The sequence below is a fragment of the Providencia sp. 6390 genome (assembly GCF_058148425.1).
Window position 1 is genome coordinate 224057 of record NZ_JBYVYL010000004.1, and the last position, 25595, is coordinate 249651.

Here is a 25595-nt window from a genome sequence, read left to right on the forward strand (position 1 = left end):
CAACGCGCTAGGCGCATTCAATCCCAAGGGGAATCACATGTTATTTATGAATATCGAACGCAAATACTACTCACAGGCGGGTGGAGAGGATAAAGGGGGCGGTGCTGGTGGCGCACCAGATATCACACCTGAAATACAATCTATTATCGACCAGCAAGTTTCTCAGCAAGTGTCTGGACTAAAAGCCAAGAACACCGAGTTACTTGGCAAAATCAAAGAGCAGGGCGATAACCTAAAGCGCTTTGACGGTATTGATCCTGACACAGTGAAAGGGATGCTTAAACGCTTTGAAAATGACGAAGAAGCCAAACTCATTGCCGATGGCAAGATTGATGAAGTCATTAATAAGCGTACCGAGCGTATGCGGGGTGATGTTGATAAGCAATTAAAAGAGGCTAATGCCCGCGTGGAAAAAGCGGAAGCCTTTGCAAATAAATTCCGCGCACGTGTGCTGGGCGATGAAATTCGTTCTGCGGCAGGGAAAGTGGGGGCATTAACGAGCGCCCAAGAAGACTTAATTTTACGTGCCAAAGGCATTTTTCAGATCAACGATGAAGGTCAGGCCGTAGCCGTTGATGAAGATGGGAATCCAATCATGGGCAAAGATGGTCGTACACCACTATCCCCTATTGAATGGGTTGAGTCCCTTAAAGAAAACGCTCCCCACTTATTTCCCGCACCATCAGGTACAGATGCAGGGAAACACAAACAAGGTGGTGCACATCTTAAACGTTCTCAAATGTCCGCAAGTGACAAGGCTGATTATATTCGCCGATACGGGCGTGACGCATATTTAAAACTTCCAAAAGAGTAAGGAAATATAAGTAATGGCTACGACAACTAATAGCGATTTAGTAATTTATAACGATTTGGCACAAACGGCGTTCTTAGAGCGTCGCCAAGATAATTTAGCCGTCTTTAATCAGGCATCAAATGGTGCTATCGTGCTAGATAATCTGTTTATTGAAGGTGACTTCCGTAAACGTGCTTTCTACCAAATTGGCGGTTCTATTGAACACCGTGATGTTGACTCAACTGACACGGTTGAAAGCAAAAAAATCGGAGCTGGTGAATCAGTTGATGTAAAAGCACCGTGGAAATACGGTCCATACGCAACAACTGAGGAGGCATTTAAACGCCGAGGTCGTGATGTATCTGAGTTCTCTGAACTTGTGGGGACGGATGCAGCAGATGCTTCGCTAGAGGGTTACATTAAATACTCCTTAGCAGCTTTAGGTGCTGCAATTGGTAATAACAAAGAAATGGTTGTTACTGCTGACATTGCGACTGATGGCAAGAAAACACTCACCAAGGGCTTACGCAAATACGGCGATAAATTTAACCGTGTAAATCTGTTTGTTATGCACTCCACAACCTACTTCGACATTGTTGATCAGGCCATTGATAACAAAGTGTATGAAGAAGCTGGCGTAGTTATCTATGGCGGTCAGCCGGGTACGTTAGGTAAGCCGGTACTGGTAACAGATACAGCGCCAGTTGATGCTATCTTTGGTCTAGTTCCGGGCGCCGTCACTATCACTGAGTCACAAGAGCCAACTTTCCGCTCTTTCGATATCAATGACAAAGAGAACTTGGAAATTGGCTATCGTGGCGAAGGTGTGGTTAACGTGGGTGTATTGGGTTATAGCTGGGATGAAGCGAAAGGCAAGAACCCTGACTTAACTAAGCTTGGCACCGAGGGCAACTGGAAGAAACACTTTAAGAGTGACAAGATGACCGCTGGTGTAATGATTAAGCTGACCGCTGAAGCGGGAAAGTAACCCTGTCAGCGGATAAAACGTCCGCTATCGCTGACAGTACAGATGCGGTCACGGTATCACTCAATTATACCCAAGGTGGTTCTCCCGTTGAGGGGGCGGCAGTAGAGTGGTCTACCACAGGTGGAAACTTAAGTGTGGCATCCTCTAAGACGGGTAAAGCAGGTGGTGCTACCGTGAAATTGACTGCGGATACTGCGGGGCAATATGTTGTGACAGCCACCGTTGATGGGTTAATTCAATCAACGGATGAAATCACTTTTACAGCTAAACCGCCAGAAAGTGGTGAATAATCCAAGATCTAAGGGGCTCTTTGCCCCTTTCTTATTTTGAGGGGCTTATGATTGATCCAGACAAAACCTCACCCACCTTTAACAGCTATGCGAGTATTGAGGACTTAAAAGCCTATGCTTCAGCAAGGCAGTTAACGCTGCCTAATGATACTGAATTACCGTCATTGTTAATTGTGGCCATGGATTACCTTGAATCCCAAAAGTGGTTAGGTCAGCGAACTGAGGTTGATCAGCCGTTATCTTTCCCGCGTACGGGGTTGATTCGCGATGGTGTTATGATTTCAAGTGAGCGCATTCCTCAGCAAGTTATTCAAGCCCAATGCCGCTTAGCCATTGAATCTCAAGAGAACGACCTACAACCCACTTTAGGGGGTGAAATCATTGCTGAACGCATTGAGGGCGCAATTGATTTGAAATACGCGGAAGGCACTAATACCGGCGCACCGAATTTCGCTTGGTTGAAAGGCTTGTTATCGGGTTTGATAGATATTTCTGAGGGTTTTGCCATTAATACGTTTGCCATGAGGTAGCCATGAATATCTATCAGCGTGGTTACCACACAGCATTGCGAATGCTTAAGAAATACGGTGCTTCATACCCAGTTAAACGGGATGGTAAACATTGGGTGGATGATGACACAGGTAAAGAGCATCATGATCCTGAAACCGAGTTTTTCGCCACAGGGGTTAAGGTGCAATATAAACCCAGTGACATTGACGGAACGCTCATCTTGTCGACAGATATTAAAATGGTCTTCTCACCTGAAACCACGATCCAAAAAGGGGATCAAGTATTGATTGATGGGGTGTGGTTACGTGTTCAAGAGCCAAACCCGATTAAGCCTGCTGACCTTGTTATTTGCTATCAATCTCAATTGAGGGCGTGACATGTCACAATCGTTTATGCGGTCAATTAACTTGTTTGTTGATAACGCTCACGCAGATATGGAAGCGGTGGTCAAAAAAACGGGGTTTAAAATATTGGCTCAGTTGGTTCAAATGTCGCCAGTGGGTAACCCTGAATTGTGGGAAGTGAATCAAGTTGCGGTTGACTACAACCGTGCTGTGTTTGAGCACAATGAAGAACTGAGAAAGGATCCTCATAATCTCACCCCAAAGAAACGCCAGTTAAAAAAGCGTGTACGGGTCAATGACTCCATGGATATTAAAGCCCCTCCCGGTTATACCGGTGGGCGTTTTCGCGGGAACTGGCAAGTCACATTCAATTCACCTGCCGATGGCGAAACAGGCCGTATTGATAAATCAGGCAGAATGACTGTTTCCATGGGGAATTACGTGCTTGAGCATTTTAAGGTTGGGATGAACGCTATCTACTTTACCAATAACGTACCTTATGCCTATCCGTTAGAAATGGGGCATTCAAAGCAAGCCCCGAATGGCATGGTGGGGATCACGGCGGAGAATGTCAGTCAATTTGTAAGGGAATCTATTGCTGAGGTGAAATCGTGACACAATCCGAAATTAATCAGTCAATACGTGCGCTGGTGGCGCAAATAGCGAAGCGAGAGGGGTTAAAGGTAGCATGGCCCAATATGGCCTTTGATGATATTAATGCCCCCTATCTGCAAATGCATATTATGCCGACCTCAACAGAGAATATGGGATTAGCACTGGATATGCCAATTTTAAAGGGCGTTATTCAAATTAATCTTGTGGGTAAGGTGGGGATCGGCGACGTGCAATTAAGCTTGATTGCGGACAACATCAAAACCCAGCTTGAAAACGGGCTCACACTGACGGATACACTGTATCTCAACAGTGAACCCAGTCAATTTCCGCCGCTCGCGGGTGATGCTCACTACACTATCCCTATACGCACATCTTATCGATGTGATTCAGTTCGATAATCGATCGTCTTAACGACGGTTTTTTTATATATAAATAAAGAGGTTAATCATGGCGGAATACAGCATTCCTAATGGCTCTATCATTTCTGTTTCCAGTGGATACGGTGAGCCCGCTGAAATTACGGCAGCAACTAACGCAACTGAAACCGTATTGACGGTTGCCAGTGCGGGTGACATTAAAGCGGGTGATATTGTCATTATCAGTGACAGTTGGTCGGCTTTGAATGGTCCTAAGCGAGTTAAAACCGTTTCAGCAAGCAACATCACGATTGAAGGCTTTGACAGTTCTGACAAGGCTAAATACCCAGCAGAAGAAGCCACCGGTACGATTAAAAAGGTGACGGGCTGGACACAAATCAAACGTGTGACCACGGTCGGCATTGAAGGGGGCGATCAGCAGTCCACCAGCATCCAATTTCTTGAGGATGAACAAGCTATCAGTCTTGATACCTTTAAGAATCCGTACATCATTACTTACACACTGGCCTATAACGCCGATGCTAAGCATCATAAACTGTTACTTGGTTATGACGAGAGCAAAGAGCTGGTAGCGGTACGTTTTTATAACAAACGTGCGGAACAAGATCGTTACTATTTAGCAGCCACCTCGTATAAAGAAATACCCGACACAGCGGTGAATGAAATTGAAACGACGACAGTGCGCTTTTCTTTGCGTTCGAAACAATCTGTTTATGCTCACGCAAAGTAATACCGGTATCAGGGCTAACAATAGATAAGCCTACGGCAACAGGTGTTGTGGGTGATACTGTTCAATTAAATATCACCCTAACACCCGCTAACGCATCTAATCCAAATGTCACTTGGAGTAGCTCTGATACCGCAAAAGCGACAGTAAACACATTAGGTAAAGTCACATTAAAGGCAGTCGGTACAGTCATCATTACCGCGACGGCCGATGGTGTCACGACGCAATCAACCATGACCATTAATGAAAAGGCAAACAATGGCTAAGCTAACGTATAACCCAAACCCCACCTTTGAGCATACAGTGAAAATTACTCTACCAGATGGCAAGCAAGGTGAGCTACCTTTCATATTTCACCATAAAAAAATGAGTGAGTTAGATGAGATGGGAAAAGCTGAAAATTTAACGGATGCAGGTTTCTTGTTGAAAATTGCCAAAGGATGGGGCTTTAAAGAGCATGAATTTAACAATGATAATATCACTGAGTTTTTTGATAACTATCCGGGGGCAGCTTTCGAAATTTTTACTTCCTATCGACAAGCACTGCTGGGTATTCGTGAAAAAAACTCCTAGCGGTTGCTCAGGTGCTATACAGTAAGCCCTTATCTGCCGTTGAGTTAGATTTGCTGGGGGATCTTGATGATAATGATGTTGAGGTTACCCCAGATATTGAAGCTTCAGTCACTTTATTCCAAGCGCTATCAACACAATGGCGGGTTAGTATGGATGGCCCTACAGGGATTGATTATACCGCTATCCCCATGCTGGCCAGTGCTTATGGTATTTGTGATCTGGCAACCGTAATTAAAGACATTCAACTGATGGAGTCAAAAGCTTTAGAATTGATGCATAAGAAGTAGGGCAGCAATGCCCTAGTATCAATGCGCACGATAATATAAGCAAAACTGTTGACTTGACGTAGCTTAACCTACATTATAACCACAGGTAATACGGATCGTATACCTAGATGTAATTTATAACTCATTGGTTTATAGCGAGGTTAATATGGGTCACGCACTGCAAAAGCCTAATCGCTTAAATATACCTGCTCGTGACAAAAGTAAGATTGCAGCACCAAGAGCTGCCATGAGCGAGCAAGGAAATCATGATAATCAAGTCAAGAATGCTTTTGACTTTGGTTTCACTCGCTATGAAAAAGCCATGGAAAAATTAGCTAAGGTATAGTGAGTGATAAATATCACAGGGGAGTTTGTTGAAGGAATTAACTATCTATCTACTGATGATCTAATAAACATCAATAGAATATTGATAGAGTTGCAAACTCCCAATGAGCCTATCGAAGTATTGAATTTCAATAACCTGAGTTCATCCCAGTCAAGACCAAGCCAAGTGAAGTATTACGAGCAGACAGATGACATGTTTGTTCTTACCGCAGTATTAATTGAAAGTCTGATACAAAACCATCCTTTTGCCAATGCTAACAAACGAACAGCAATGATGGCAGGGTACGTTTTTTTATTGCTTAATGGTTATGAGCTAACGGCTCCAGAGGATGAAGTGGTAGAAATGGCTCGCGGATTAGCAACCAAAGAATATTCGCTTGATGAATTGGACAGTTGGTTGTGTAATTGGTCAAGAGATTTTGATTCAAGGCAACTCTGTAAAGAGCGAATAGGCATTGAATATTGCTCTATATTCAAATTAGATTAACCCACTCCGGTGGGTTTTTTATTGCCTGAACTCTGCAACTATCCTAATATTCACGCACTTAACTTAAATATGGTGATGTATGAAAAAGGGAATTATATCAATAACACTGATTCTGGTTAGTTCGTTTACTTTTGCTTCTTCAGATAGATACACTGATTATCTAGATAGAAGGGATGCAATATGTGAAAAAAGCTCAGAGCCAGATGAGTGTGAGGATGAGCTAAATCAATTAATGCAGTCAGTATTGGTTTTAGATGGCGCTATGCTTGCAAAATGCTCAGAAGAGGAAGAAAGCGGCTCATTGTCTAAAGAGTGTCGAAGCTTCGCTAGTTTTTGGATGGAATTAACTAAGTAGCCTTATGAAAGAGAGGGGGCCAACCTGTTTCGGCAGGTTTTTTGTTTGCTAGGAATTACACCCATCCTCATATACCATTGCTTAAATAGACCATAAATAAAGGTAATGGGATGAAAAGATTATCAATTATATTTGCTGCGGTTATATTGCTGGTTGGTTGTGGCAAAAAAGACCCGAAGTATGATGGAGAATATGTTTGCATTATAGATCAGGATATAAACCGTGGCGCGGAGCTGACGGGTAGTGAATATGAATTCCCTGGCAATTTGTCAGAAACCGTCATTATTATTGATAATAGAGTGGTTACAGTAAAGGGAATGAATTTTGGAGATTACGTGACCCCAAGGCTTGAAGAAAAAAAAGGTAAAGAGGGTGATGAGCTGCTCTATGATAAAGATGATGTTCATATTGGTTATATGAAAAGGTTAGGCATACTTTCTTTTCGTCTCCCTGATGGGAGTGGTCAGGTTTTAACAAACTGTAAGAATAAATAATCCTATTTGAATATTTCAAATGCTACGCCAAGGCAGGTTTTTGTTTGCTTCAATTTGCACTCCCGCTACAGTGGAAATCTAGCCCGTCCTTTGGCTTGCAATCCAGATCGCACATTACGCCTCTTGATTGAGGTCTTTTGCGTTCAATTACTGAAACTATTTGCTAATATTCAATCATTGATAATTAAAAGGTATTGATGATGAGAAAATTACTATTAGGCTTACTGCTTTGTTCTGTTGGGTTTGCTGCTAGTGCAGACTGGAAGTACACAGAAAAAGCTGATGAGATGCGTGGTACGACTCAGTATTTTGCAAGTTTAGCACCTGAGAAAGAGAATGACGGTGTTATTATGACGCTACGGGCATATAGTGATGACGATAAAGAGACTTATGGTTTTAACTTTACAATAAAAGGTGCAGAGTTTGACTGTAAAACAGGTGATATATGCACTGGGCTTATGAAAGCTGATAAAGGTGATATTGTAGAGTTATTATTTGAAATAGATAAAAAAAATCCGCTAGTAGCAGATGTAATCACAGGTTCAAAGTTCGCTCAAGAATTATCTTGTGCAAAAGTTTTTTACTTAGAGATTCCAATGAGCAATAGAGGCATGATGCAATTCAAGTATGAACCCAATAAGCTAAAATGGTCGATGTAAAATAGCTATCAATAATCACACATAACCACCTTCGGGTGGTTTTTTTGTACCCGAGGAAGGTTATGACACAAGAAATAGCCAGTATTTCATTTAAAGTCAGCACTAGCGAACTTGAAAAAGGATCTAAAGCACTTAATGACTTACAGCAAGCCGCCAGCAGGACAGATCAATCCGTTGATGAATTAAATAGTACATTTAAACAGTCTGAACCATCACACAAGGCGGTTGCACGTTCTATTTCTGAGTTAACAGAAAAACAACGGGAAACCGTTGTTTCTGTCGAAAGAATGAACGCCAAGTTTAGGGATAATACCTTATCCCTAAAAGAACAAATTCAATCAGTTAAAAAAGCAGGTGACGCGAGCAATCAGTTTGCAAGCATACTGAAAAAGGTTAACCAGTATTACGAAGACTATAAAATTGATGGCTCTAACTTTATTGCTTTAGAGTCTCAAATTAAAAGTGCGATTCGAGCAACTGAAGCTGGAAACACCAAGGTTGCTGATTCATTCCATCGGCAAATAGAAAGCATTCAAAAAGTAACGGGATCAACGGCTAAGTTAACTGCAATTAGGGAGAACCTGAGTAAGGTTTATCAAAAAGGGAATATTGATACCGAGCGTTATCAAGTCTTGCTTGAAGAAATTACCAATCGCACAAATGGGCTTAGCGCCGCTGAAAAAGAGCTCTCAACCCTTAAAGATTCATTTTTACACAAAATGCATGAGCAAGTGTTTTTGTATGGCGCAACAAAAACAGAAATGCTGGCATACAAAGCAGCTCAAATGGGGATCGCCAGAGAAGCAGCACCTATCATTGCTCAAATGAAGAAGCAGGAAGAGCGCACGGCAAGGCTTGCAGCAGAACAAAAGCAAGCAGCTCAATCAGCAAGAGAGCTCGCCAGAGAGAAACAAGCCGCAGCAGCAGCCGAAGCGAGAGAGGCTCAAGCTAAAGAAAACTTTATTCAGGCGTTAAAAAATGAAGCCGAAGCAATAGGGAAGACAAAATCTGAATTATTGCAAATGAAAGCGGCTCAATTAGGTGTTGGTCAGCAGGTCGAGCCCTATATTGCCAAGCTAAAACAGCAAGAACAGGCCTATCGCAATGGCGCGATCACGATAGGGCAGTACCGTAATGCAATGCGTCAATTGCCCATGCAGATGACGGATATTGTTACCTCGTTAGCTTCGGGTATGCCTGTTTGGTTAGTCATGGTTCAGCAAGGCGGGCAGATTAAAGACTCTTTTGGGGGGATTGGTAATTCATTCAGAGCGGTTTTGTCTTTAATTACACCAATGAGAATAGCAATGCTCGGGCTGGTGGGTGTGACAGGCGCTTTAGCTATTGCTGCCTATAAAGGTTCTCAAGAGTTTACGGAGTATAACAAACAGCTCATCCTAACAGGAAATTATGCAGGAAAAACCGCTTCACAGCTTGACTCATTAGCTAAACAGCTATCTGGTAACGGTATTACTCAATATCGAATGGCTGATGCTTTAGCAAAAGTCGTCGGTTCAGGTGCATTTTCGGGAAATCAGGTTGGGATTGTTGCTGATATTTCGGCAAAAATGGAAAAAGCAGTCGGGCAGGATATTGATAAAACGATTGAACACTTCAAGCGACTTAAAGATGATCCGGTTAAGGCTGTTACCGAGCTAAATAATTCGCTTCATTTTTTAACGGCTAAGCAGTATGAGCAAATTGCAGCAGCAGAAGCGCAAGGACGAACAGAAAAAGCCGCTGAACTAGCAACCAAAGCCTATGCTGAGGCAATGAATCAACGTTCTATGTCTATCGTGGATAACCTTGGTACTTTAGAACGCGCATGGAATTGGATTGAAAACGCAGCGACTAAAGGCTGGGACGCTATGCTTGGTGTGGGTAGAAATCCCGGACTGGCATTGGATAGGCAAACGGCGTTTACTGAATTACAGCAAGCTAAAAAAGATTATGAGCAATTATCAAAGAATATTGGTTTTGCCAAGGATTATAAAGGTAATAATCCTTTAAATAAGCAAGAAGCTAGGCGCCTCGCCAACGCTGAGCGAGAAGTTGAACTCAAAGAACAAGCCTATGAACTTATTGATAAGGCATGGGCTGCTGATGGACTTAAGCAAGAGCGCGAGCGATTGGCTCTTCAGGAACAAGAAAAAGCTATCAAAAACCAAGAGACCTTTAATAGGCTTGTCGAGAGCGGATTAACCCCAGCAGAAAAACGAGCTAAAGTAGAGAGAGAGCTTAATAAATTAATACAGCAGAATAAACAACTAGCCAAGGAAGGTGTTGCAACACTTTGGAAGCAAAGTGATATTGATGCCGCAAGAAAGGGTATTGAGGAACAATTCAAGGATAAGCGAGTTCCAAAAGGTAAGGAATACCGTCCTGATTATGGTGCCCGCCACGATGAAGATCTTCAAAAACAGTTATTAGCACTGGAAGCTCAAACTAAAGTCGCTAGAGAGTTTTCTCAAACTGGCGATCGCATTATTAGTAATGAGCGTAAGCAGCTTATGCTTACTGAGGCTAAATTTGAGGTTTTAGACAGGATAGTTAAAAACGGTGAAAGGCAGTTAACTGCCGATGATAAATCATTGCTAATGCGCCGTGAGTCAATTCTCGCAGGACAAAGAGCGCTTGCAGTTAAAGGCGATGAGCTCGAAAAACAGAATCGAGAAAACAAGCTATTAGAGGAAAGGGCTAAGCGTGTTGCTGAAATTGAAGACCGGATCCGAGCGTTACGCGGCAGTGCCGGACTCACAGACAGGCAGTATCAGCGTAATATTGCGTTAGAAAAGGCGGACTCACCTGAGCAGAAAGCCAAACTGAGGGAGTTTTACCAAGAGGAAGATGATCTTCGGGCTAACTGGCGTGATGGGGTAAAAAAAGGATTTGCAGAGTTTGAAGAAGATGCGACGAATACTTATGGCAGGGTCGCTCAAGCATCACAGTATGCCTTTGTTGGCATGACTAACTCAGTGACAACATGGGTTATGACCGGAAAGGCTAATTTTGGTGAATATGGTCGTTCATTTGCAACTATGGTCGCCGATATGCTGATAAAAGCGGCAGCACTAAAGGCGATGACTGCTGCTTTTGGCGGTACTAGCTTTGGTAATTTCTTAGGTATTAAGCCGGGCTTCGCACGTGGTGGCTTTACAGGTTCAGGTGACAAATATGAACCTGCTGGCGTCGTCCATAAGGGGGAGTTTGTTTTTACCAAAGAAGCCACAAGTCGTTTAGGTATCAACTCGTTAATGTCATTAATGAAGAGTGCTGAAAATGGCTATGCGTCGGGTGGATACGTTGGTAATAACCATCCTATGGCTAATGTACCGGTTCAACGCATGTATGGAATGCAAGGCGCTGGTGGAACCAACATCAACATTAATATGGGTGATATAAAGCTAGATAATGGCGGGCAAATTCAGCAATCGCAGTCAAATCAAATGAACACAAGCGCAGTAAAACGCGAATTCCAACAGATGATAGAGAATGGTGTTAATACACTATTACGCAATCCTGCATCTGCTTTATCAAGAACAATCAAAGGCAATTAAGAGAGGTAGTTATGAAAATTGAAGTCGGGTTTCCAATCAAATCATTTAGATTTACAGAGGGAGCTACTGAGGAATTTAAAAACACATTTAAATTCTCTGCTGGTGCTGTCGGTACATTAGAATCAAAGATAGTTATTACTAACATTCTATCAAATGATGATAAATCAAATCTAATCTTAAGTTACACGGAGGATTTTAACCCAGAAGAAGGATTGAAATACTTTTTTGAACGAGCTGAGAAGTATGCGCATAGTTACCTAGAGCAGCTATCAAAAAGCACAGCAATATCAACATTTGCTGTGCCAGTATAATTATTTAATATCTTTTATTTTGTTAAAGATTTCCTTTGATTTAACTTCAATAAAATAGGCATATTCGGTGATGTCTCTTTCTATTGCATCCTTTTTAGATTGATCAGAGCCGTAAACAGCTTCAAGGCATTTAATTATCATTGGATAAAATTGCTCGGGGTCTTTCGATGTCTTGGCTGCAAAGGCTACATAAAAAGGCAACACTTCATCGAGTACGGCTTTGCTGTTTAGTAAATTGGGAACAGCAATATCTAACTGTTCATGGACTGGTTTATATGGATCTAATGTTTTTGCACTCATAAAACCTCACACCGAAGTTAATCAGCCATCGCTCCGGTAAAATCCACAGGGCTGACCTTTAACCATAAACCAAATTAATCTATTGAAAATCCTGACATTAGATCAGTTCGATAACTGATATTCATTAATCACGCCTCTTAATTGAGGTTTTTTATATTAGGAGGCAAACCATGATTGAAGAATTTAAATGGCGAATGCAAACGCAAGAAACGCCAACGGGTGAGTTCATTCACCGAATAAAAGAAGTCACGTTTGGCGATGGTTATAAACAAGTTGCTGGAGATGGCATCAACACAGAATCTCAGTCATGGCCTTTCACTTACACAGGAATGAAAGAGGAGGTAATGCCCATATTCAAGTTTATCCGCCATCACACAACAAAGTCATTTATATGGACGCCACCTTTTTGCGAAAAAGGGTTATATCGAGTGAAAGCTGATTCTATCACCATGACACCGATTGGCGGCTTGGCAGTCACTATAACAGCAACATTTGAACAGGCATTTAGCGTATGAATATTACATCTGACGCCCAAAAGCTTGAGGCGGGCAATAAAATACAACTCATTGAAGTTGATGCTAGCGAGTTTGACGGTCCTATTCTCCGATTTCACGCATATAACCTGCCGCACACACCAGAGGAGATTGATGAAGGCGATATCAAACCTAAGCCTATCTGGTGGCAAGGCAATGAGTACGGTGCGTGGGCTTATGAAATTGAAGGGATGGATAAAAACAGCGATGGCAGCCCTGCAAGACCGATATTAAGAGTCGCAAATATTGATGGATTGATATCATCTCTTTGCTTGCAATTCGATGACATGGCAGAAGCAAAAGTCACTATATACGAAACCTTTGCACACTATCTTGACGCTAAAAATTTTATTAATGGTAACTCAACAGCGAACCCTGACGAATGCTTTACTCAAGTGTATTACATTGACCGGAAAACAAATGAAGTCGCTGGAGAAGCTGTTGAATTTGAGCTTTCCAGTCCATACGACCTTCAAGGAATAATGATACCCGGTCGCCAGATACACAACCTCTGTTTTTGGTGTATGAAAGGCGATTATCGTAGTGGTCGAGGGTGCAATTATACAGGGAATAAATATTTCAATGAGCGTGGTGAGCCTGTCGATGATCCGTCACTCGATAATTGTGGCGGCTTAGTCAGTGATTGTAAGAAGCGCTTTGGTGAGAATGAACCCTTGGATTTTGGTGGGTTCCCAGCGGCGGGGTTAATACGATGATCACCAAGAAATTAACAGAGGCGATATTTCAGCATGTGAAAGCCGAATACCCGAAAGAAGCATGTGGCGTGATTTGTCAAAAGAGTCGAGTCAGAAAATATTTCCCCTGCCATAACCTTTCTGATAATCCCAATGAGCATTTTGAACTTTCCCCTGAAGACTATGCAATTGCCGAAGATTGGGGAGAGCCTATTGCGATTGTCCATAGTCACTGTGGGGATGGTGTGACAACTCAGCCTAGCGAAATTGATAAATTACAGTGTGATGCCACGAGGTTACCGTGGGTTATCGCATCATGGCCAGAAGGGGATATTCGCATCATAGAGCCAAGAAGTTGTCGTGAGTTAGAAGGGCGTCCATTTGTGCTTGGTTATGCAGATTGCTGGTCCTTAATTATGGACTATTACAGGCAAAAACACGGTATTGAATTGCATAATTACAGCGTTGATAGGCAATGGTGGGAAGAAGGCGAAAATCTGTATATGGATAACTACGAAAAAGCGGGTTTTGTTGACGTCACTGGCGAGCCGAAAGAGGGCGATATGGTGATTATGCAAGTACAAGCCGATGTTCCTAATCACGCTGGTGTGATTATGAATGGCATGTTACTTCACCATCTTTATGGTCAACTCAGCAGGTTAGTACCCTACAGCGATTACTGGCGCGATCGGACGATAAAAATTGTTCGGAGGAAAGAATTTGTATGAGCATAAAAACAATACGTTTATACGGTGTTCTTGGCGCAAAGTTTGGGCGTGAACACAAATTAGATATAGATTCACCTCGTGAAGCAATTAAGGCTCTGTCTGTTCTCTATGATGGCTTTGAGCAGTTTCTTGCTAATGCACACCTCAAAGGGCTTGAATTCGCGGTATTCAAAGGTAAGCGCAATATTGTTGAGGATGAGTTGCATCTTGATACCTGTGAAGAAATTCGTATAGCTCCAGTAATTAAAGGTAGCAAGCGTGGAGGATTTTTTCAAACTATTCTCGGAGTAGCAATGATCGGGGCTGCGGCATTTTTGTCTGGCGGTCTATCTGTGGCTTTTACTGCGGCTGGAACATGGGGAGGGGCTTTAGCTCTTGGTGGTGCAGCTATGGCTCTTGGTGGTGTGGTGCAAATGTTATCTCCTCAGCCAAAAGGGCTATCAATGCGGCAAGATTCAGATAACAAGCCATCCTATGCCTTTGGTGGAGCTGTGAACACGACAGCTCAAGGTAATCCTGTTCCATTGTTTTATGGATTGGATAGGCGAGAAATCGGTGGAGCTATTGTCTCAGCAGGGATATACACAGAAGATCAGCAATAAATCACTTCAGCTTTTTTCTATTGCGGCTTAACAGCCGCTTTTTTTATGGGTGAAATATGAGAATTCAAGGCGCTAAAGGGGGTAGTTCCAAACCTCGGACACCTGTTGAGCAAAAAGATAGCCTACTATCCGAATCAACCGCAAAAATTCTATTAGCTATCTCTGAAGGTGAGATTGCTGGTGGAATTGATGATACACGTATTTTTCTTGATGACACGCCAATAGGGAATACGGATGGTTCTAAAAATTTTGAAGGGGTGACGTGGGAGTTTCGTGCAGGCACTGAACACCAAGAATATATTCAGGGCATCCCTTCGGTTGATAATGAAATTGCTGTGGGGATAGAGCTTAAAGATGATCAACCGTATGTAAGAAACATCAACAACACTCAGTTGTCGGCAGTTCGCGTTCGCTTTTCTGTTCCTCAATTGTTGCAACAGCACGATAACGGTGACACGACAGGGTATCGTATTGATTACATTATAGAACTATCGACAGACGGCGCAGGCTATAAAGAAATCATCAAATCTGCATTCGATGGCAAAACAACTAGTGAGTATCAACGTTCTCATCGAATTGATTTACCAAAAGCGAATACTGGTTGGCAACTTCGCGTTCGTCGACTGACTAAAAACCAAAATAATGCAAGGATGGCAGACAAAATTTCAATTGCAGCAATTACTGAAGTTATTGATGCGAAATTACGCTATCCAAACACAGCACTATTATTTGTTACTTTTAACGCCCGCCAATTTAATAATCGTATCCCTAAAATCAGCGTACGGCCCAGAGGGGGAATACTGGTCAGGGTGCCAACAAATTATGATCCAGTTGCTCGCACATATACAGGGGTGTGGGACGGAACGTTTAAACTTTCTGCGACGAACAATCCAGCATGGATTTATTATGATGCCTCAATCCATAATAGATATGGCTGCGGAGATAGGATCAAGATACCCAATATTAGTAAATGGGATCTGTATAAAATTGCACAATATTGTGATGAATTAGTTCCTGATGGGCGTGGTGGCGATGGTAAAGAACCTCGCTTTCTGTGTGACGTTTATTTTCAATCACAAGAAGCTGCATACACTGTACTTCGTGATATTGCTGCTATTTTTCGTGGAATGGCATATTGGGCTGACAACAAAGTTAATGTCATAGCTGACATGCCTGACCCTGTTTTTAGAGTATTCACAAACGCAAATATTGTTGGTGGCAAACCTTCTTACTCTGGCGGCAGCATCCAGAATCGCTATACACAAGCATTAGTTTCATTCACAAACACTGAAAACCATAGCAGTGACGACATTGAAGCCGTTGTTGACTTAAAGCTTCAGCGTAGATATGGAGTGCGTAAAACAGATCTGTCAGCGATTGGTTGCACTCGCAGAAGTGAGGCAAATCGTCGTGGTCGATGGGTTTTACTTGTTAATTCAAATGACCGCGTAGTTACTTTTGCCACAGGTTTAGAGGGTGCGATACCATCTCCTGGTCATATTATTGGTTTAGCTGATTCAGATTTTGCTGGGCGTCAAATCGGGGGGAGAATTTCAGCGGTCGAAGGTCGTAAAATCACGCTTGATAGAGTAGCGTCAATTAAAGTTGGAGACCGTTTAATTGTTAATTTGCCTGATGGCAGATCAGAAGGGCGAACCGTTACGGCCGTGAATCAAAAAGTCGTTACTGTTTCGGTTGAGTATTCACAAATTCCGCAAAAAGAAGCAGTATGGGTGGTTGATTCTGATGATTTAGCTATCCAGTTATACCGTGTCATTAATATCAGTGATAACGGAGATAATACTTATACTATCAGCGGAGCCATTCACAATCCTGATAATTATGATCACATTGATTCAGGGGCACGTATTGACGAAAGACCCATTACCGTTATACCACCCAAAGTACAGCCAGCGCCTAAAAATGTGCGTATTTCTTCATACACACAAGTAGACCAAGGCATTGCATTTACAACTTTACGGGTTGATTGGGAAGCGGCTGAAAGTGCGATTGCGTATGAGGCGGAATGGCGTCGTGACAACGGTAACTGGATAAATGCCCCGCGTACATCAACGCTGGGTTTTGAAGTTAATGGCATTTATGCAGGCCGTTATCAAGTTCGCGTACGGGCGATTAATGCGTCTGAAATTTCCAGCGTGTGGGCTAATGCGGAAGAAACTCAACTCAACGGAAAAGAAGGTAATCCACCAAAACCCTTAAATTTACGCGCTACTTCTGAGGTTTGGGGAATTACTCTCAATTGGGGCTTTGATGCGAACACGAGCGACACGCTAAAAACAGAACTGCAATATTCATCTGAAAACACAGTTGAATCTATGCAACTGCTGGCTGATGTACCTTATCCGCTAAAATCGTATCGCATGTCTGGCCTTAAAGCAGGTGCGCGCTTCTATTTCCGTGCTCGTTTAGTTGATAAAAGCGGGAATCAGTCAGAGTGGACGAGCGTTGTTTTAGGTGAGTCATCAACGGATGTTGAGGGTATTCTGGACGCGGTTGGCGACACCTTCCTCTCCACCGAAGCAGGCAAGCAGATGCAGGAGCAGATTGACTTTAGCAAAGAAGCGATTGCAGAGCTTGAGTTGGACACGATTGATGTGAAGCAGAAAGTTGTCAGCATTGACAGAGATGTTGAAGCGGTCAGCGAAGCAGTAATGATGAACACTCAGTTCACTACAGAATTACATTTTAGCTTGAAAGAAGAAGTTGCTGATCGCAAGGCTGAGATATTCCGCATTGAACAAGTGCAAGTTACTGATAGGGAGGCCGCCGCGCGCTGGCAAGAGAAAATCAGCGCTGAAGTAAGCTATAACGCTGCTGAAATTCTCAATATCAAAGATACTCAAACGAGTTATGAGAAAGCGACAGCTCAACAAATTAGTCAAGTTAAAGCGGAATTAGGAGAGACAAATAAAGAAGTTGGTGACATCAAGAGTCGTGTTACTACAGTCGAAACAGCGACAGTTGACTTGAAACAAGCACAAGCGAAGTTTGAGCAGTCAACGACAGCAGAATTCGGAGAAATGCGTGGTTACATTACTAACATTGAAACGTCACTGACTAACATCGAGTTTGCAGTATCAGAAGCGATTATGCAGACAACTGCACAAGTTAATGAAACTAACTCAGAGTTACTGAAGACGAAAGCAGAAGTCACTCGACTTGCAACAGCGACAGCAACAAATGAAAAAGCTACTGCACAATTAGTTGAAAGTGTAAAAGCGCAACATGAGCAGTCAGAAGCTGAATTTATTGATGTGCGTAAGTCCATCGCTGAGAAAGACAAAGCACAGTCAGAGCGCACAGAACAAGTGCGCGCAGAACTCGGGAAAGACATCAACGCGAACAAAGATGAAATTGATAAAAACAAAGGGGAACTATCGAAAGTTAGTGCTGCTGTGACAAACAATACACAGTCAATCGCAACACTAGAAGAAACGACAACTCAGATTAAGCAAACTCAACAAAGTCAGTACGATGATACTCAAGCCAGTATTGGTAAATTAACTGAAACAACCGCAAGCAACACAAAAGCGATAACGGAAGTCAAAGAGCAGAGTCAGTCACGCTTTGAAAGCAATGAAGCTGTCATTTCGAGTATTCAACGCACACAAAGTGACATAGATGCATCACAAGCTGAAGCGACTATGCAGCTATCTGCTCAGCAGTATGATCAAAGCACTCAACTGCTACGTGCTCAAGCATCAATCACTAAACTTGAAAATGTAGTTGCTGATGAGTTTCATGCTTATGCGCAAGATGTAACGCAGCTAAAAGCGCAATTCGGAGAAACACAAGCAGCGATTGAGCAGATGGCAAAAGTGGAAGTTGATCACCAAGGGAATGCCTCATCGATTTTTAGTATCAAAAATGCCGTCATGGTGAACGGTCAGTACTATGAAGCGCAAATGATGATAGGTGCTATTGTTAAAAACGGTCAAGTTACAACGCAAATCGGTTTTAGTGCTGACACGTTTGGTATCTTCAATCCAAAAAGCGGAAAGTTGGAACCGGTATTTTTCGTTGAGAATGGACAAGTATTTATTAACGATGCGCTTATTAACAAAGCAACAATTGAAAAAATCATTGTTGGCACTGATATGCGCTCAAAAAATTATGTTCCAAATAAAACGGGATCCCGTATTGATATGGAAAATAGTATTTTTGAATTTAATGGTAAAGCTGATGATTTTTCTACAACGGTAAACAATCAAGGGGTTTACATAAAAAAAGGGGATATCTATTTCGTTGAGCTGGGGGTGTTTAAGTGAGTGAAATTGTAGGCTTAAAGATTGTTGATTTATCAGATGGGAGTGCCTTTGTTTTCAATGAGAACACTGCACCAGGCTCAATTCTTTTTAGTGATTATGTGAATAGCTACAGGTATAACTTAACGCCTGATGGCGGTTGGTTGACATATCAATATACGCTGCCGAATCCAATTCCAACCGGCTATGAGGTCCAGTTTCCTGGGGCTGGTCGAGCGGAGGTTACATTTACGGAATCTGGCGATAGGCGCTATGTTAGCGGTACACAAGATTTATTTAATCTCAACTTGAGCGGAGATCGCAAGCTCACAATAAAAGGATTGAGACAGTCAAGGAATTCAGGTGAACCAAACAATCATGTTCAAGTGTTTGCATATCCAACGATGGAGGCAATGAAAACGCAGGGTAAAGCAGGCTTGAAAATAATGGGTAACAATATATTTTTTAATCCAATACCGTCAACTGGCTATGCTTATGCAATACATCGAAAGAAAATAAGAATTAACGGAATGTTTAGGCCATCAGAAATACACCCTAGCTTAAACATGAATAATGCTGTTTATTTCTTTTATTGTGAAGATGCTAAATCTTATATCACCCATTTTTATGTGCTAAACGACAAGCAAACAACTTACATAGACCATTATTTTGTAAGCAGAAATAGAGGGGATCCAACAACGACAACGCGAACTTCCGCAGATTATTATGTGATAGCGTTTGCTAATCAATCTCCAGCCGACCTTGAGGCAATTGCAGGAAAAGCAGGTTTAAAGCTTCGCGATATGAACGGAAGGACAACATACTGCTCTGCAATGAAAGTGTTAACGCGCCCCTATACAATCCCAGCAAATCAAATCAATGTGAACTCAGGTTACACGATAAAAGATGTTAAAAGGCCAATGTATTGCCCGTCGATTTATGGTGAAACATTTACCAGCAATGGAGGGAGTGCGCAATTCAGGTCATTGAATATTGGCAATTTCAATAGCTCAACGGTGGGTTTATTTGAAGTTAATACATGGGCGGGAAGGGGGTACCATGGTAATTACACAATTGCCAGATCAAGTGCTCCGATTATTATATTAGACGCCGCCGATTATTTTAAATTCTGAGAAAACATAATGAAAAAAATTAAGTATGCGATATTCGCAGGAATAGTCATGCTTATTTCTGCGTGTAATTCGCCAGTTCTAATTACTCATGAAGTATGCGAAGGCTTATTTATTGTGAAGCAATCTAACGCAAGTGAATTTAAGCAACACTATTGCATGAAATAAAAATCAATTCAAAACAGGCCGCTTCTAGCGGTTTTTTTACGTCCAAATTTCAAGGAAATAATATGTACAACATCGGCACAGTCACAACGACAGCAAATAGCACAAAATTAATTGGAGTGGGCACTAAGTGGAAAGAGAATATCAATCTTGTACTTCCAATGCAGATGATACAGATTCAAATCGGCAACACTGTTCATAACAACAGCATTCACTCAATACAGTCGAACACAGAACTAACATTAAACTTTCCAATCCCGACAGCACAAACTGGCGCTAAATACGTTATTTTCACAACAACAATGGATTCAATTTCAGCAGCAGCAAACGCGATTGTTGCAATGAACGTATCGAACGTACAGTTCAGCGATATACAAAATCGCATCATGACTGAAACTGGCGTGATTGACGTTAAACTCCCCGACGGAACCACGCGAAAAACACGCACAGAAGCAGAGCGGGATAAGTTGCTTGATGGGAAGCTTGATAAAACAGGTGGAACAGTTTCAGGTGATTTATCTGTTACAGGTACAAATTTTACTGTTGGGAAAGATGCAAGCATGTTGCAATTCAAAGCAGGGGCATCAGTACCAAAACCGTTTATCAATTACAGAACTGATTCGACATGGTATCAGCATTACTTTCAAGATAAATCAGGGACATTAATGCATGTACGAGACTTTGGCATTGGTGCTATTGCGAGTGTCGCAGCAACTGCGCCAACCGTAGGTGATATGAATAGCTTAGAAACGAGTGGATTTTACGGTGCTTCAGGGGCGGGTTCATTGAATGCATTCAATCAAACTTCACCCTGCATTTCAGCGGTCAGAAATGGCGGAGGCTCAGGAACGGGCATGGTTTTGCAAATTCAAGCAAAGGCTAACGGCAGCATAGGGACTAGATTTAGAGGTGAGAACGTGTGGTCTGCATGGATTGAAAACTATAACGTGACAAATACCACTAAAGACTCCAATGGCAACTTAAAAGCCGCATCCCCGATTGTGAAAGTTTTTGCTGACCACATCGAACTCAACGAAGAGTCAGAAGGCGTTGAAATGAAGCACCTTGGTGTTGGCCATTACCTGATTAAAGGCGTTGTAGGCTTTAATGCAGACGGTGCATGGGGTATCAATAACGGCTTTGTTATTCCTCAAGACCACAACGGGAAAAACATGATACTCATTGACTACAACGTCAAACAAGATGGTGATATCGAGCTATTTGTCTTCCATCAGCAAAATGCAGAGATGCCGGAGCGTTTCCAGAACAAACGCATTAAAGACTTTGACGAAGATGGCCAGCCGATTTACTTCGAAAACTACGAACCTTGTGACGTTCCTGAGTCTCGCTGGATAGACATGCGTGTCGAAATGCCAGTGAATTCTATCTACAACCTCAAGCAAGCAGAAGCAGAGCGATTAGCAAAAGAAGCCGCAGAGAAGCAAGCTGAAGAAGAGGCTAAGATGGCTGAATTGGAAGCTGAGCAAGCGGAGAGGGAGGCAGTACAAACAGGCGAGCAGTAAATACAAATGCGCCAGCTTGAGTAGTTGGCGCATCTAGATCACTTATCAAAATATTCCACTTCGGCTTCTTGGGTTTCAGGAAGCCACTCACCATCATTCCAAATTTCTTCTAGTGTTTCTTCAATGTAAGTTTTCTTCTCATTTTTCCCAAGACCATCAATCGATAAATTATCTTGAGCACCCCAATTAATATCGACTTTAAGATCAGAATACTTAGCACTTAATCTTTTTGTTACTTCATTTTTCAATGCTTCGAATGTGCCTGTTGGTAGCTGGCCTTTCTTATTGCTGTTAAAACGGATCTTGATAGTCACCATAAAACATCCCCTCTCAGATTAAATGAACTGGTTTTATATACAGTGCAATATAACTGTAATTATATACAGTAGAATGACGCGGGAGATCAAGAAATTTTATTAACTTTTTATGGGATTGAGAAAAAACAGTTCCCCAAAACTATTTGGTTGTTACAGATAAATCAATGTATTAGAAGGGATGGTTAGTGACATGAAATTCTTCATTTTTAGCGATAAATTAACTTTGAATCAACAGGTTAAGTCAATTCTTACCGCATGAATATTTGTCATATATAAAACCATTAACAGTTTTAATAATAGAGACCCGAAGAAAACGGGCTGACGCAACATAGGCAGGAGGCCCAGAATCGTTGCTCGGCCGATATTATCTTACGTATTATTAATTATTGGCAAGGCTTTTTAGAGGTTAATTCTGTTATTTTTAATTATCTATACGATAAATATATTTAATTAAATTATTATGACAAAAAAGCCTGCGTTTTATCGCAGGCTTCGTAAACTACAGAGTTTCAGTTATTAAACGTGTTGCAAATCAGCATCATCTTCTTGGTTAAAGATAGCTTTATCGGTTTCGCCCATTAATTGGCTGGTCACAGTACCAGCGGTCATCGAACCACTTACGTTTAATGCGGTACGGCCCATATCAATTAACGGCTCAACAGAAATGAGTAAGGCAACAAGTGTTACTGGTAGCCCCATCGCAGGGAGTACAATCAGTGCAGCGAAGGTCGCACCACCACCCACTCCAGCAACGCCAGCAGAACTTACAGTAACGATACCAACTAAGGTTGCAATCCATAGCGGGTCAAAAGGGTTGATCCCGACAGTAGGAGCTACCATCACAGCGAGCATGGCAGGGTAGATACCTGCACAACCATTTTGCCCGATTGTTGCACCAAATGAAGCAGAGAAACTCGCAATAGATTCAGGAACACCAAAGCGACGAGTTTGTGTTTCAATGTTTAACGGAATACTTGCAGCACTTGAACGACTAGTAAATGCAAAAGTTAACACTGGACCTGCTTTCTTGAAAAATTTAATTGGGCTTAAACCAGTTACCGCAATAAAAATGCCATGAACAATAAACATTAATGCAATTGCGACATAGGAAGCGATAACAAAAGTGCCTAGGTTAATGATATCTGATAGATTAGAGCTTGCTACTACTTTGATCATCAGCGCCATAACCCCATAAGGTGTTAAACGCATCACTAGACGTACTAACTTCATTGCCCATGCTTGCAATACATCAATAGCAGCTAATGCTTTTTCACCGCGTTCTTTGTCATCTTTGAATAATTGCAGAGCAGCAATACCTAAGAAAGCAGCAAAAATAACCACACTGATAATTGAAGTTGGGCTAGCGCCAGTCAAATCAGCAAATGGGTTTTTAGGAATAAATGATAGAATTAGCTGTGGAACGGTTAAGTCTGAGACCTTTCCAACATAATTACTTTGGATAGCGTCTAGGCGAGCCGTTTCTTGTTGTCCTTGAACCAAGCCTTCTGCGGTTAGCCCAAATAGGTTAGCCATTAATATACCAATCAGTGCTGCAATAGCTGTGGTTAGTAGTAGTGTACCAATTGTCAAGAAACTGATTTTACCTAAAGAAGACGCTTTATGTAGACGCGCGACGGCGCTTAATATAGAAGCAAAAACTAACGGCATGATCACCATTTGCAATAGCTGTACGTAACCATTACCAACGATATTAAACCAAAGAATGGAGTCTTTAACTGTTTGATGACCGTTGCCATAGACTAGGTGTAGGACAACACCGTAGGCAACACCGAAAACTAAACCAACTAATACTTTTTTCGACAGGCTCCAGCCCTTAGCCCCGAGTTTTGCTAACAGTGCCAGCAGTGCTATAAAGACAAGCACATTAATTATTAAAGGAATATTCATTCCGAACTCCAATCGCAGTTTTTTGAATTATGTTATTAGCGCTGCAAACCTTAAAGGTTATAAGGGATTAGCTCATCCTAACAACTGGTTATATGTTATCAGTAGATAATTGACAATTCTTATACTGAAAAGTAATAACTTATGATGATTAATGCTTACAGTATATTACAAAACTGACACTTATGTTGAGTTATGCGTATCTAGTTGATTATGAATATATTTTATAATGCCCTCAAATTGACTATATAAGTCAAAATGATAACTGGCAGGTAGCAAACAAGCACAAACTGTCAATGCGATAGCAATAAAGCGTTCGGCACGTTTGTTGGATTTACCACGCAAAATAGGTAAACAGAAGCGCATAGGTAGTGGCCATAAGAAAGGTACACCTGAAGGTGTGAGCATATCTGCAATTAAATGACTGATATAACCAAGTAAAAATGCTTGAAGTAAATCATTTGGAATTGGCCATTGTACTGTTAACCACTGATAACAAGTAATGAGAAGTAACAGCCAAGCAACTAAGCTGTGAGTGAAGCCACGATGGCCACATAACTTTGAAATAGGTAATGACAAGATACGCAGTAGCCGCCCAGGTATAGAAGAAGGGTGATCAATATCAGGTAATAGTGCACCCAATAACACGCCAGGCACCATATGCAGCCAATCACCTTGAGCAAGCTCAGGTGTGAGTTCTAGCTTATGTGCCATTACTAATGAGGCGACAGAAAATAGCAGATGCCCTTCAGCGGTCATGGTGGATAAATTACCATCTGTTTATCTATACAGTTATGTAGGGAGTATAAAGTGTTTAAAAAGAATATGATAGGGCTAAAAATGAAAAAAACTCTTAGTTATTAGTCGATAACGTTAGAGTTTTATACTTTTGTGCTCTATCCCTATCAATAAATGATAGGGATGAGTTAAAAGGCGCTAAATAATGATTAACGTAGGTATTTTTCAGTCAATTGATCAAGGGAAGATAATTTCACATCTGCAAGACCCCAACGTGGGTCGTTAAAGTGTTGTTTATCTGGGACAACAATCGAACGCATTCGAGCTGCTTTGGCCGCGATCATACCATTGAATGAATCTTCTAATGAGACACAATGAATAGGTTTCGTTTCCAGTAAGGCGGCCGCGTTTAGATAAACTTCAGGATGTGGTTTACTGTGCGGTAGATCAGCGGCAGAAACAACAGCGGAAAAATAATCACGAATTTCAAATAAATTCAGGACTTTTTCTAGCATATATTGCGGTGACGCAGAAGCTAAAGCGATACGTAAATCCATCGAACGGCAAAGTTCAAGGGCATGGTGCACACCTGAAAGGAGAGGGCGTTGCTCTTCAACAAGGCTAATTACACGGTCAATAATCATTTGTGCAACTTGTTTAAGGGTATAATCTTGCCATGGTGAAGCGTGATACCAAAGCTCAACCACATGGTCGATACGTAAGCCTAATGTATCAGGCAATTTATCAGCAACAGAAAGATCTAAACCTAATTGACTAAAAACTTCGTGTTCAGCTTGTGCCCAAAAAGGCTCCGAATCAATCAGCAAGCCATCCATATCAAAAATAACGGATTGGATGGATAAGTTGTGGTACATATCAAAACTCCATTCATATCGTTTTGTAAGGCAACTTGTAACGGCCAGCCTTTTATTGAGACAAGGCATTGTAGCAAGTCAGTAGCTGATTATATATATCTGAGCAGCTTTCTTTGTTAATAGCTTGA

Annotated in this window: 30 protein-coding genes; 25 read left to right on the forward strand and 5 right to left on the reverse strand. The window is 41.8% G+C overall.

The window, feature by feature from the left end; genetic code table 11:
* Positions 1–37: 37 nt before the first annotated feature.
* The 18 genes from AC3Z9T_RS10660 (at position 38) to AC3Z9T_RS10745 (ending at position 11691) form a co-directional block, all read left to right on the forward strand.
* Positions 38–814, forward strand: a complete 777-nt coding sequence (locus tag AC3Z9T_RS10660) for a hypothetical protein (RefSeq protein ID WP_490126123.1) — start codon at positions 38–40, stop codon at positions 812–814.
* A 13-nt stretch (positions 815–827) separates the two neighbouring features.
* Entirely contained in the window at positions 828–1781 is a 954-nt protein-coding gene (locus AC3Z9T_RS10665) for a major capsid protein (RefSeq protein WP_490126124.1), read from the forward strand.
* Between the two features lie 26 nt (positions 1782–1807).
* The gene (locus AC3Z9T_RS10670) at positions 1808–2071 is read left to right on the forward strand and encodes an Ig-like domain-containing protein (RefSeq protein WP_369097271.1); all 264 of its coding nucleotides are present in this window, start codon (positions 1808–1810) and stop codon (positions 2069–2071) included.
* A 47-nt stretch (positions 2072–2118) separates the two neighbouring features.
* Positions 2119–2601 (forward strand): DnaT-like ssDNA-binding protein, encoded by a 483-nt coding sequence (locus AC3Z9T_RS10675; protein WP_490126125.1) that lies wholly within the window; start codon positions 2119–2121, stop codon positions 2599–2601.
* 2 nt (positions 2602–2603) lie between these two features.
* A complete protein-coding gene (locus AC3Z9T_RS10680; RefSeq protein ID WP_369096308.1) occupies positions 2604–2957 on the forward strand; it encodes a hypothetical protein in 354 nt (117 codons plus the stop codon).
* A 1-nt stretch (position 2958) separates the two neighbouring features.
* Entirely contained in the window at positions 2959–3540 is a 582-nt protein-coding gene (locus AC3Z9T_RS10685) for a hypothetical protein (protein WP_490126126.1), read from the forward strand.
* Positions 3537–3938: a phage tail terminator-like protein gene (locus tag AC3Z9T_RS10690; RefSeq protein WP_490126127.1), complete on the forward strand. Its 402-nt coding sequence runs from the start codon at positions 3537–3539 to the stop codon at positions 3936–3938. The genes AC3Z9T_RS10685 and AC3Z9T_RS10690 overlap by 4 nt, the downstream gene beginning before the upstream one ends.
* Positions 3939–3987: 49 nt before the next feature.
* Positions 3988–4647 carry a phage tail tube protein gene (locus AC3Z9T_RS10695; protein WP_490126128.1) on the forward strand — a complete coding sequence of 220 codons (660 nt, stop codon included), beginning with the start codon at positions 3988–3990 and terminating at the stop codon, positions 4645–4647.
* Positions 4647–4910: an Ig-like domain-containing protein gene (locus AC3Z9T_RS10700; RefSeq protein ID WP_490126273.1), complete on the forward strand. Its 264-nt coding sequence runs from the start codon at positions 4647–4649 to the stop codon at positions 4908–4910. The genes AC3Z9T_RS10695 and AC3Z9T_RS10700 overlap by 1 nt, the downstream gene beginning before the upstream one ends.
* A complete protein-coding gene (locus AC3Z9T_RS10705) occupies positions 4903–5217 on the forward strand; it encodes a phage tail assembly chaperone (protein ID WP_163860965.1) in 315 nt (104 codons plus the stop codon). Before AC3Z9T_RS10700 ends, AC3Z9T_RS10705 begins: the two co-directional genes overlap by 8 nt.
* Positions 5218–5228: 11 nt before the next feature.
* Positions 5229–5504 (forward strand): DUF1799 domain-containing protein, encoded by a 276-nt coding sequence (locus tag AC3Z9T_RS10710; protein WP_369475985.1) that lies wholly within the window; start codon positions 5229–5231, stop codon positions 5502–5504.
* Between the two features lie 145 nt (positions 5505–5649).
* A complete protein-coding gene (locus AC3Z9T_RS10715; protein WP_006657771.1) occupies positions 5650–5829 on the forward strand; it encodes a hypothetical protein in 180 nt (59 codons plus the stop codon).
* A 12-nt stretch (positions 5830–5841) separates the two neighbouring features.
* A complete protein-coding gene (locus AC3Z9T_RS10720) occupies positions 5842–6315 on the forward strand; it encodes a type II toxin-antitoxin system death-on-curing family toxin (protein ID WP_490126274.1) in 474 nt (157 codons plus the stop codon).
* A gap of 79 nt (positions 6316–6394) precedes the next feature.
* Positions 6395–6670, forward strand: coding sequence for a hypothetical protein (locus AC3Z9T_RS10725; protein ID WP_369468698.1), 276 nt, complete (start codon positions 6395–6397; stop codon positions 6668–6670).
* 110 nt (positions 6671–6780) lie between these two features.
* Positions 6781–7164: a hypothetical protein gene (locus tag AC3Z9T_RS10730; RefSeq protein WP_369468699.1), complete on the forward strand. Its 384-nt coding sequence runs from the start codon at positions 6781–6783 to the stop codon at positions 7162–7164.
* A gap of 197 nt (positions 7165–7361) precedes the next feature.
* Positions 7362–7823 carry a hypothetical protein gene (locus AC3Z9T_RS10735; protein ID WP_369468700.1) on the forward strand — a complete coding sequence of 154 codons (462 nt, stop codon included), beginning with the start codon at positions 7362–7364 and terminating at the stop codon, positions 7821–7823.
* A 62-nt stretch (positions 7824–7885) separates the two neighbouring features.
* Entirely contained in the window at positions 7886–11380 is a 3495-nt protein-coding gene (locus AC3Z9T_RS10740; protein ID WP_490126129.1) for a phage tail tape measure protein, read from the forward strand.
* A gap of 11 nt (positions 11381–11391) precedes the next feature.
* On the forward strand, positions 11392–11691 hold the full coding sequence (locus tag AC3Z9T_RS10745; RefSeq protein WP_490126130.1) for a hypothetical protein: 300 nt from the start codon (positions 11392–11394) through the stop codon (positions 11689–11691).
* On the opposite strand, the gene AC3Z9T_RS10750 is transcribed toward AC3Z9T_RS10745, so the two are convergent.
* Positions 11692–11991 (reverse strand): hypothetical protein, encoded by a 300-nt coding sequence (locus AC3Z9T_RS10750; protein ID WP_490126131.1) that lies wholly within the window; start codon positions 11989–11991, stop codon positions 11692–11694.
* A 170-nt stretch (positions 11992–12161) separates the two neighbouring features.
* On the opposite strand from AC3Z9T_RS10750, the gene AC3Z9T_RS10755 reads away from it, so the two are divergent.
* The 7 genes from AC3Z9T_RS10755 (at position 12162) to AC3Z9T_RS10785 (ending at position 21632) form a co-directional block, all read left to right on the forward strand.
* On the forward strand, positions 12162–12506 hold the full coding sequence (locus AC3Z9T_RS10755; protein WP_163860974.1) for a phage tail protein: 345 nt from the start codon (positions 12162–12164) through the stop codon (positions 12504–12506).
* Positions 12503–13240 carry a phage minor tail protein L gene (locus tag AC3Z9T_RS10760; protein ID WP_337979468.1) on the forward strand — a complete coding sequence of 246 codons (738 nt, stop codon included), beginning with the start codon at positions 12503–12505 and terminating at the stop codon, positions 13238–13240. The genes AC3Z9T_RS10755 and AC3Z9T_RS10760 overlap by 4 nt, the downstream gene beginning before the upstream one ends.
* A complete protein-coding gene (locus tag AC3Z9T_RS10765; RefSeq protein ID WP_490126132.1) occupies positions 13237–13947 on the forward strand; it encodes an NlpC/P60 family protein in 711 nt (236 codons plus the stop codon). The genes AC3Z9T_RS10760 and AC3Z9T_RS10765 overlap by 4 nt, the downstream gene beginning before the upstream one ends.
* Positions 13944–14549, forward strand: a complete 606-nt coding sequence (locus tag AC3Z9T_RS10770; protein WP_163860977.1) for a tail assembly protein — start codon at positions 13944–13946, stop codon at positions 14547–14549. The genes AC3Z9T_RS10765 and AC3Z9T_RS10770 overlap by 4 nt, the downstream gene beginning before the upstream one ends.
* Before the next feature lie 56 nt (positions 14550–14605).
* Positions 14606–18838 carry a TipJ family phage tail tip protein gene (locus AC3Z9T_RS10775; protein WP_490126133.1) on the forward strand — a complete coding sequence of 1411 codons (4233 nt, stop codon included), beginning with the start codon at positions 14606–14608 and terminating at the stop codon, positions 18836–18838.
* Positions 18835–19947 (forward strand): hypothetical protein, encoded by a 1113-nt coding sequence (locus AC3Z9T_RS10780; protein ID WP_140183269.1) that lies wholly within the window; start codon positions 18835–18837, stop codon positions 19945–19947. The genes AC3Z9T_RS10775 and AC3Z9T_RS10780 overlap by 4 nt, the downstream gene beginning before the upstream one ends.
* A 227-nt stretch (positions 19948–20174) precedes the next feature.
* Positions 20175–21632 (forward strand): phage tail fiber protein, encoded by a 1458-nt coding sequence (locus tag AC3Z9T_RS10785; protein ID WP_490126134.1) that lies wholly within the window; start codon positions 20175–20177, stop codon positions 21630–21632.
* Positions 21633–21670: 38 nt separating this feature from the next.
* Here the strand turns inward: AC3Z9T_RS10785 and AC3Z9T_RS10790 are convergent, their stop codons facing one another.
* The 4 genes from AC3Z9T_RS10790 to hxpB all read right to left on the reverse strand — a co-directional run bounded on the left by AC3Z9T_RS10790 (position 21671) and on the right by hxpB (position 25467).
* Entirely contained in the window at positions 21671–21949 is a 279-nt protein-coding gene (locus AC3Z9T_RS10790) for a DinI-like family protein (RefSeq protein ID WP_369113671.1), read from the reverse strand.
* Positions 21950–22465: 516 nt separating this feature from the next.
* A complete protein-coding gene (locus tag AC3Z9T_RS10795; protein WP_490126135.1) occupies positions 22466–23857 on the reverse strand; it encodes an L-cystine transporter in 1392 nt (463 codons plus the stop codon).
* A 180-nt stretch (positions 23858–24037) separates the two neighbouring features.
* Positions 24038–24613, reverse strand: a complete 576-nt coding sequence (locus AC3Z9T_RS10800) for a metal-dependent hydrolase (protein ID WP_490126136.1) — start codon at positions 24611–24613, stop codon at positions 24038–24040.
* Positions 24614–24801: 188 nt separating this feature from the next.
* Entirely contained in the window at positions 24802–25467 is a 666-nt protein-coding gene (gene hxpB, locus AC3Z9T_RS10805; protein WP_490126137.1) for a hexitol phosphatase HxpB, read from the reverse strand.
* Between the last annotated feature and the right edge of the window lie 128 nt (positions 25468–25595).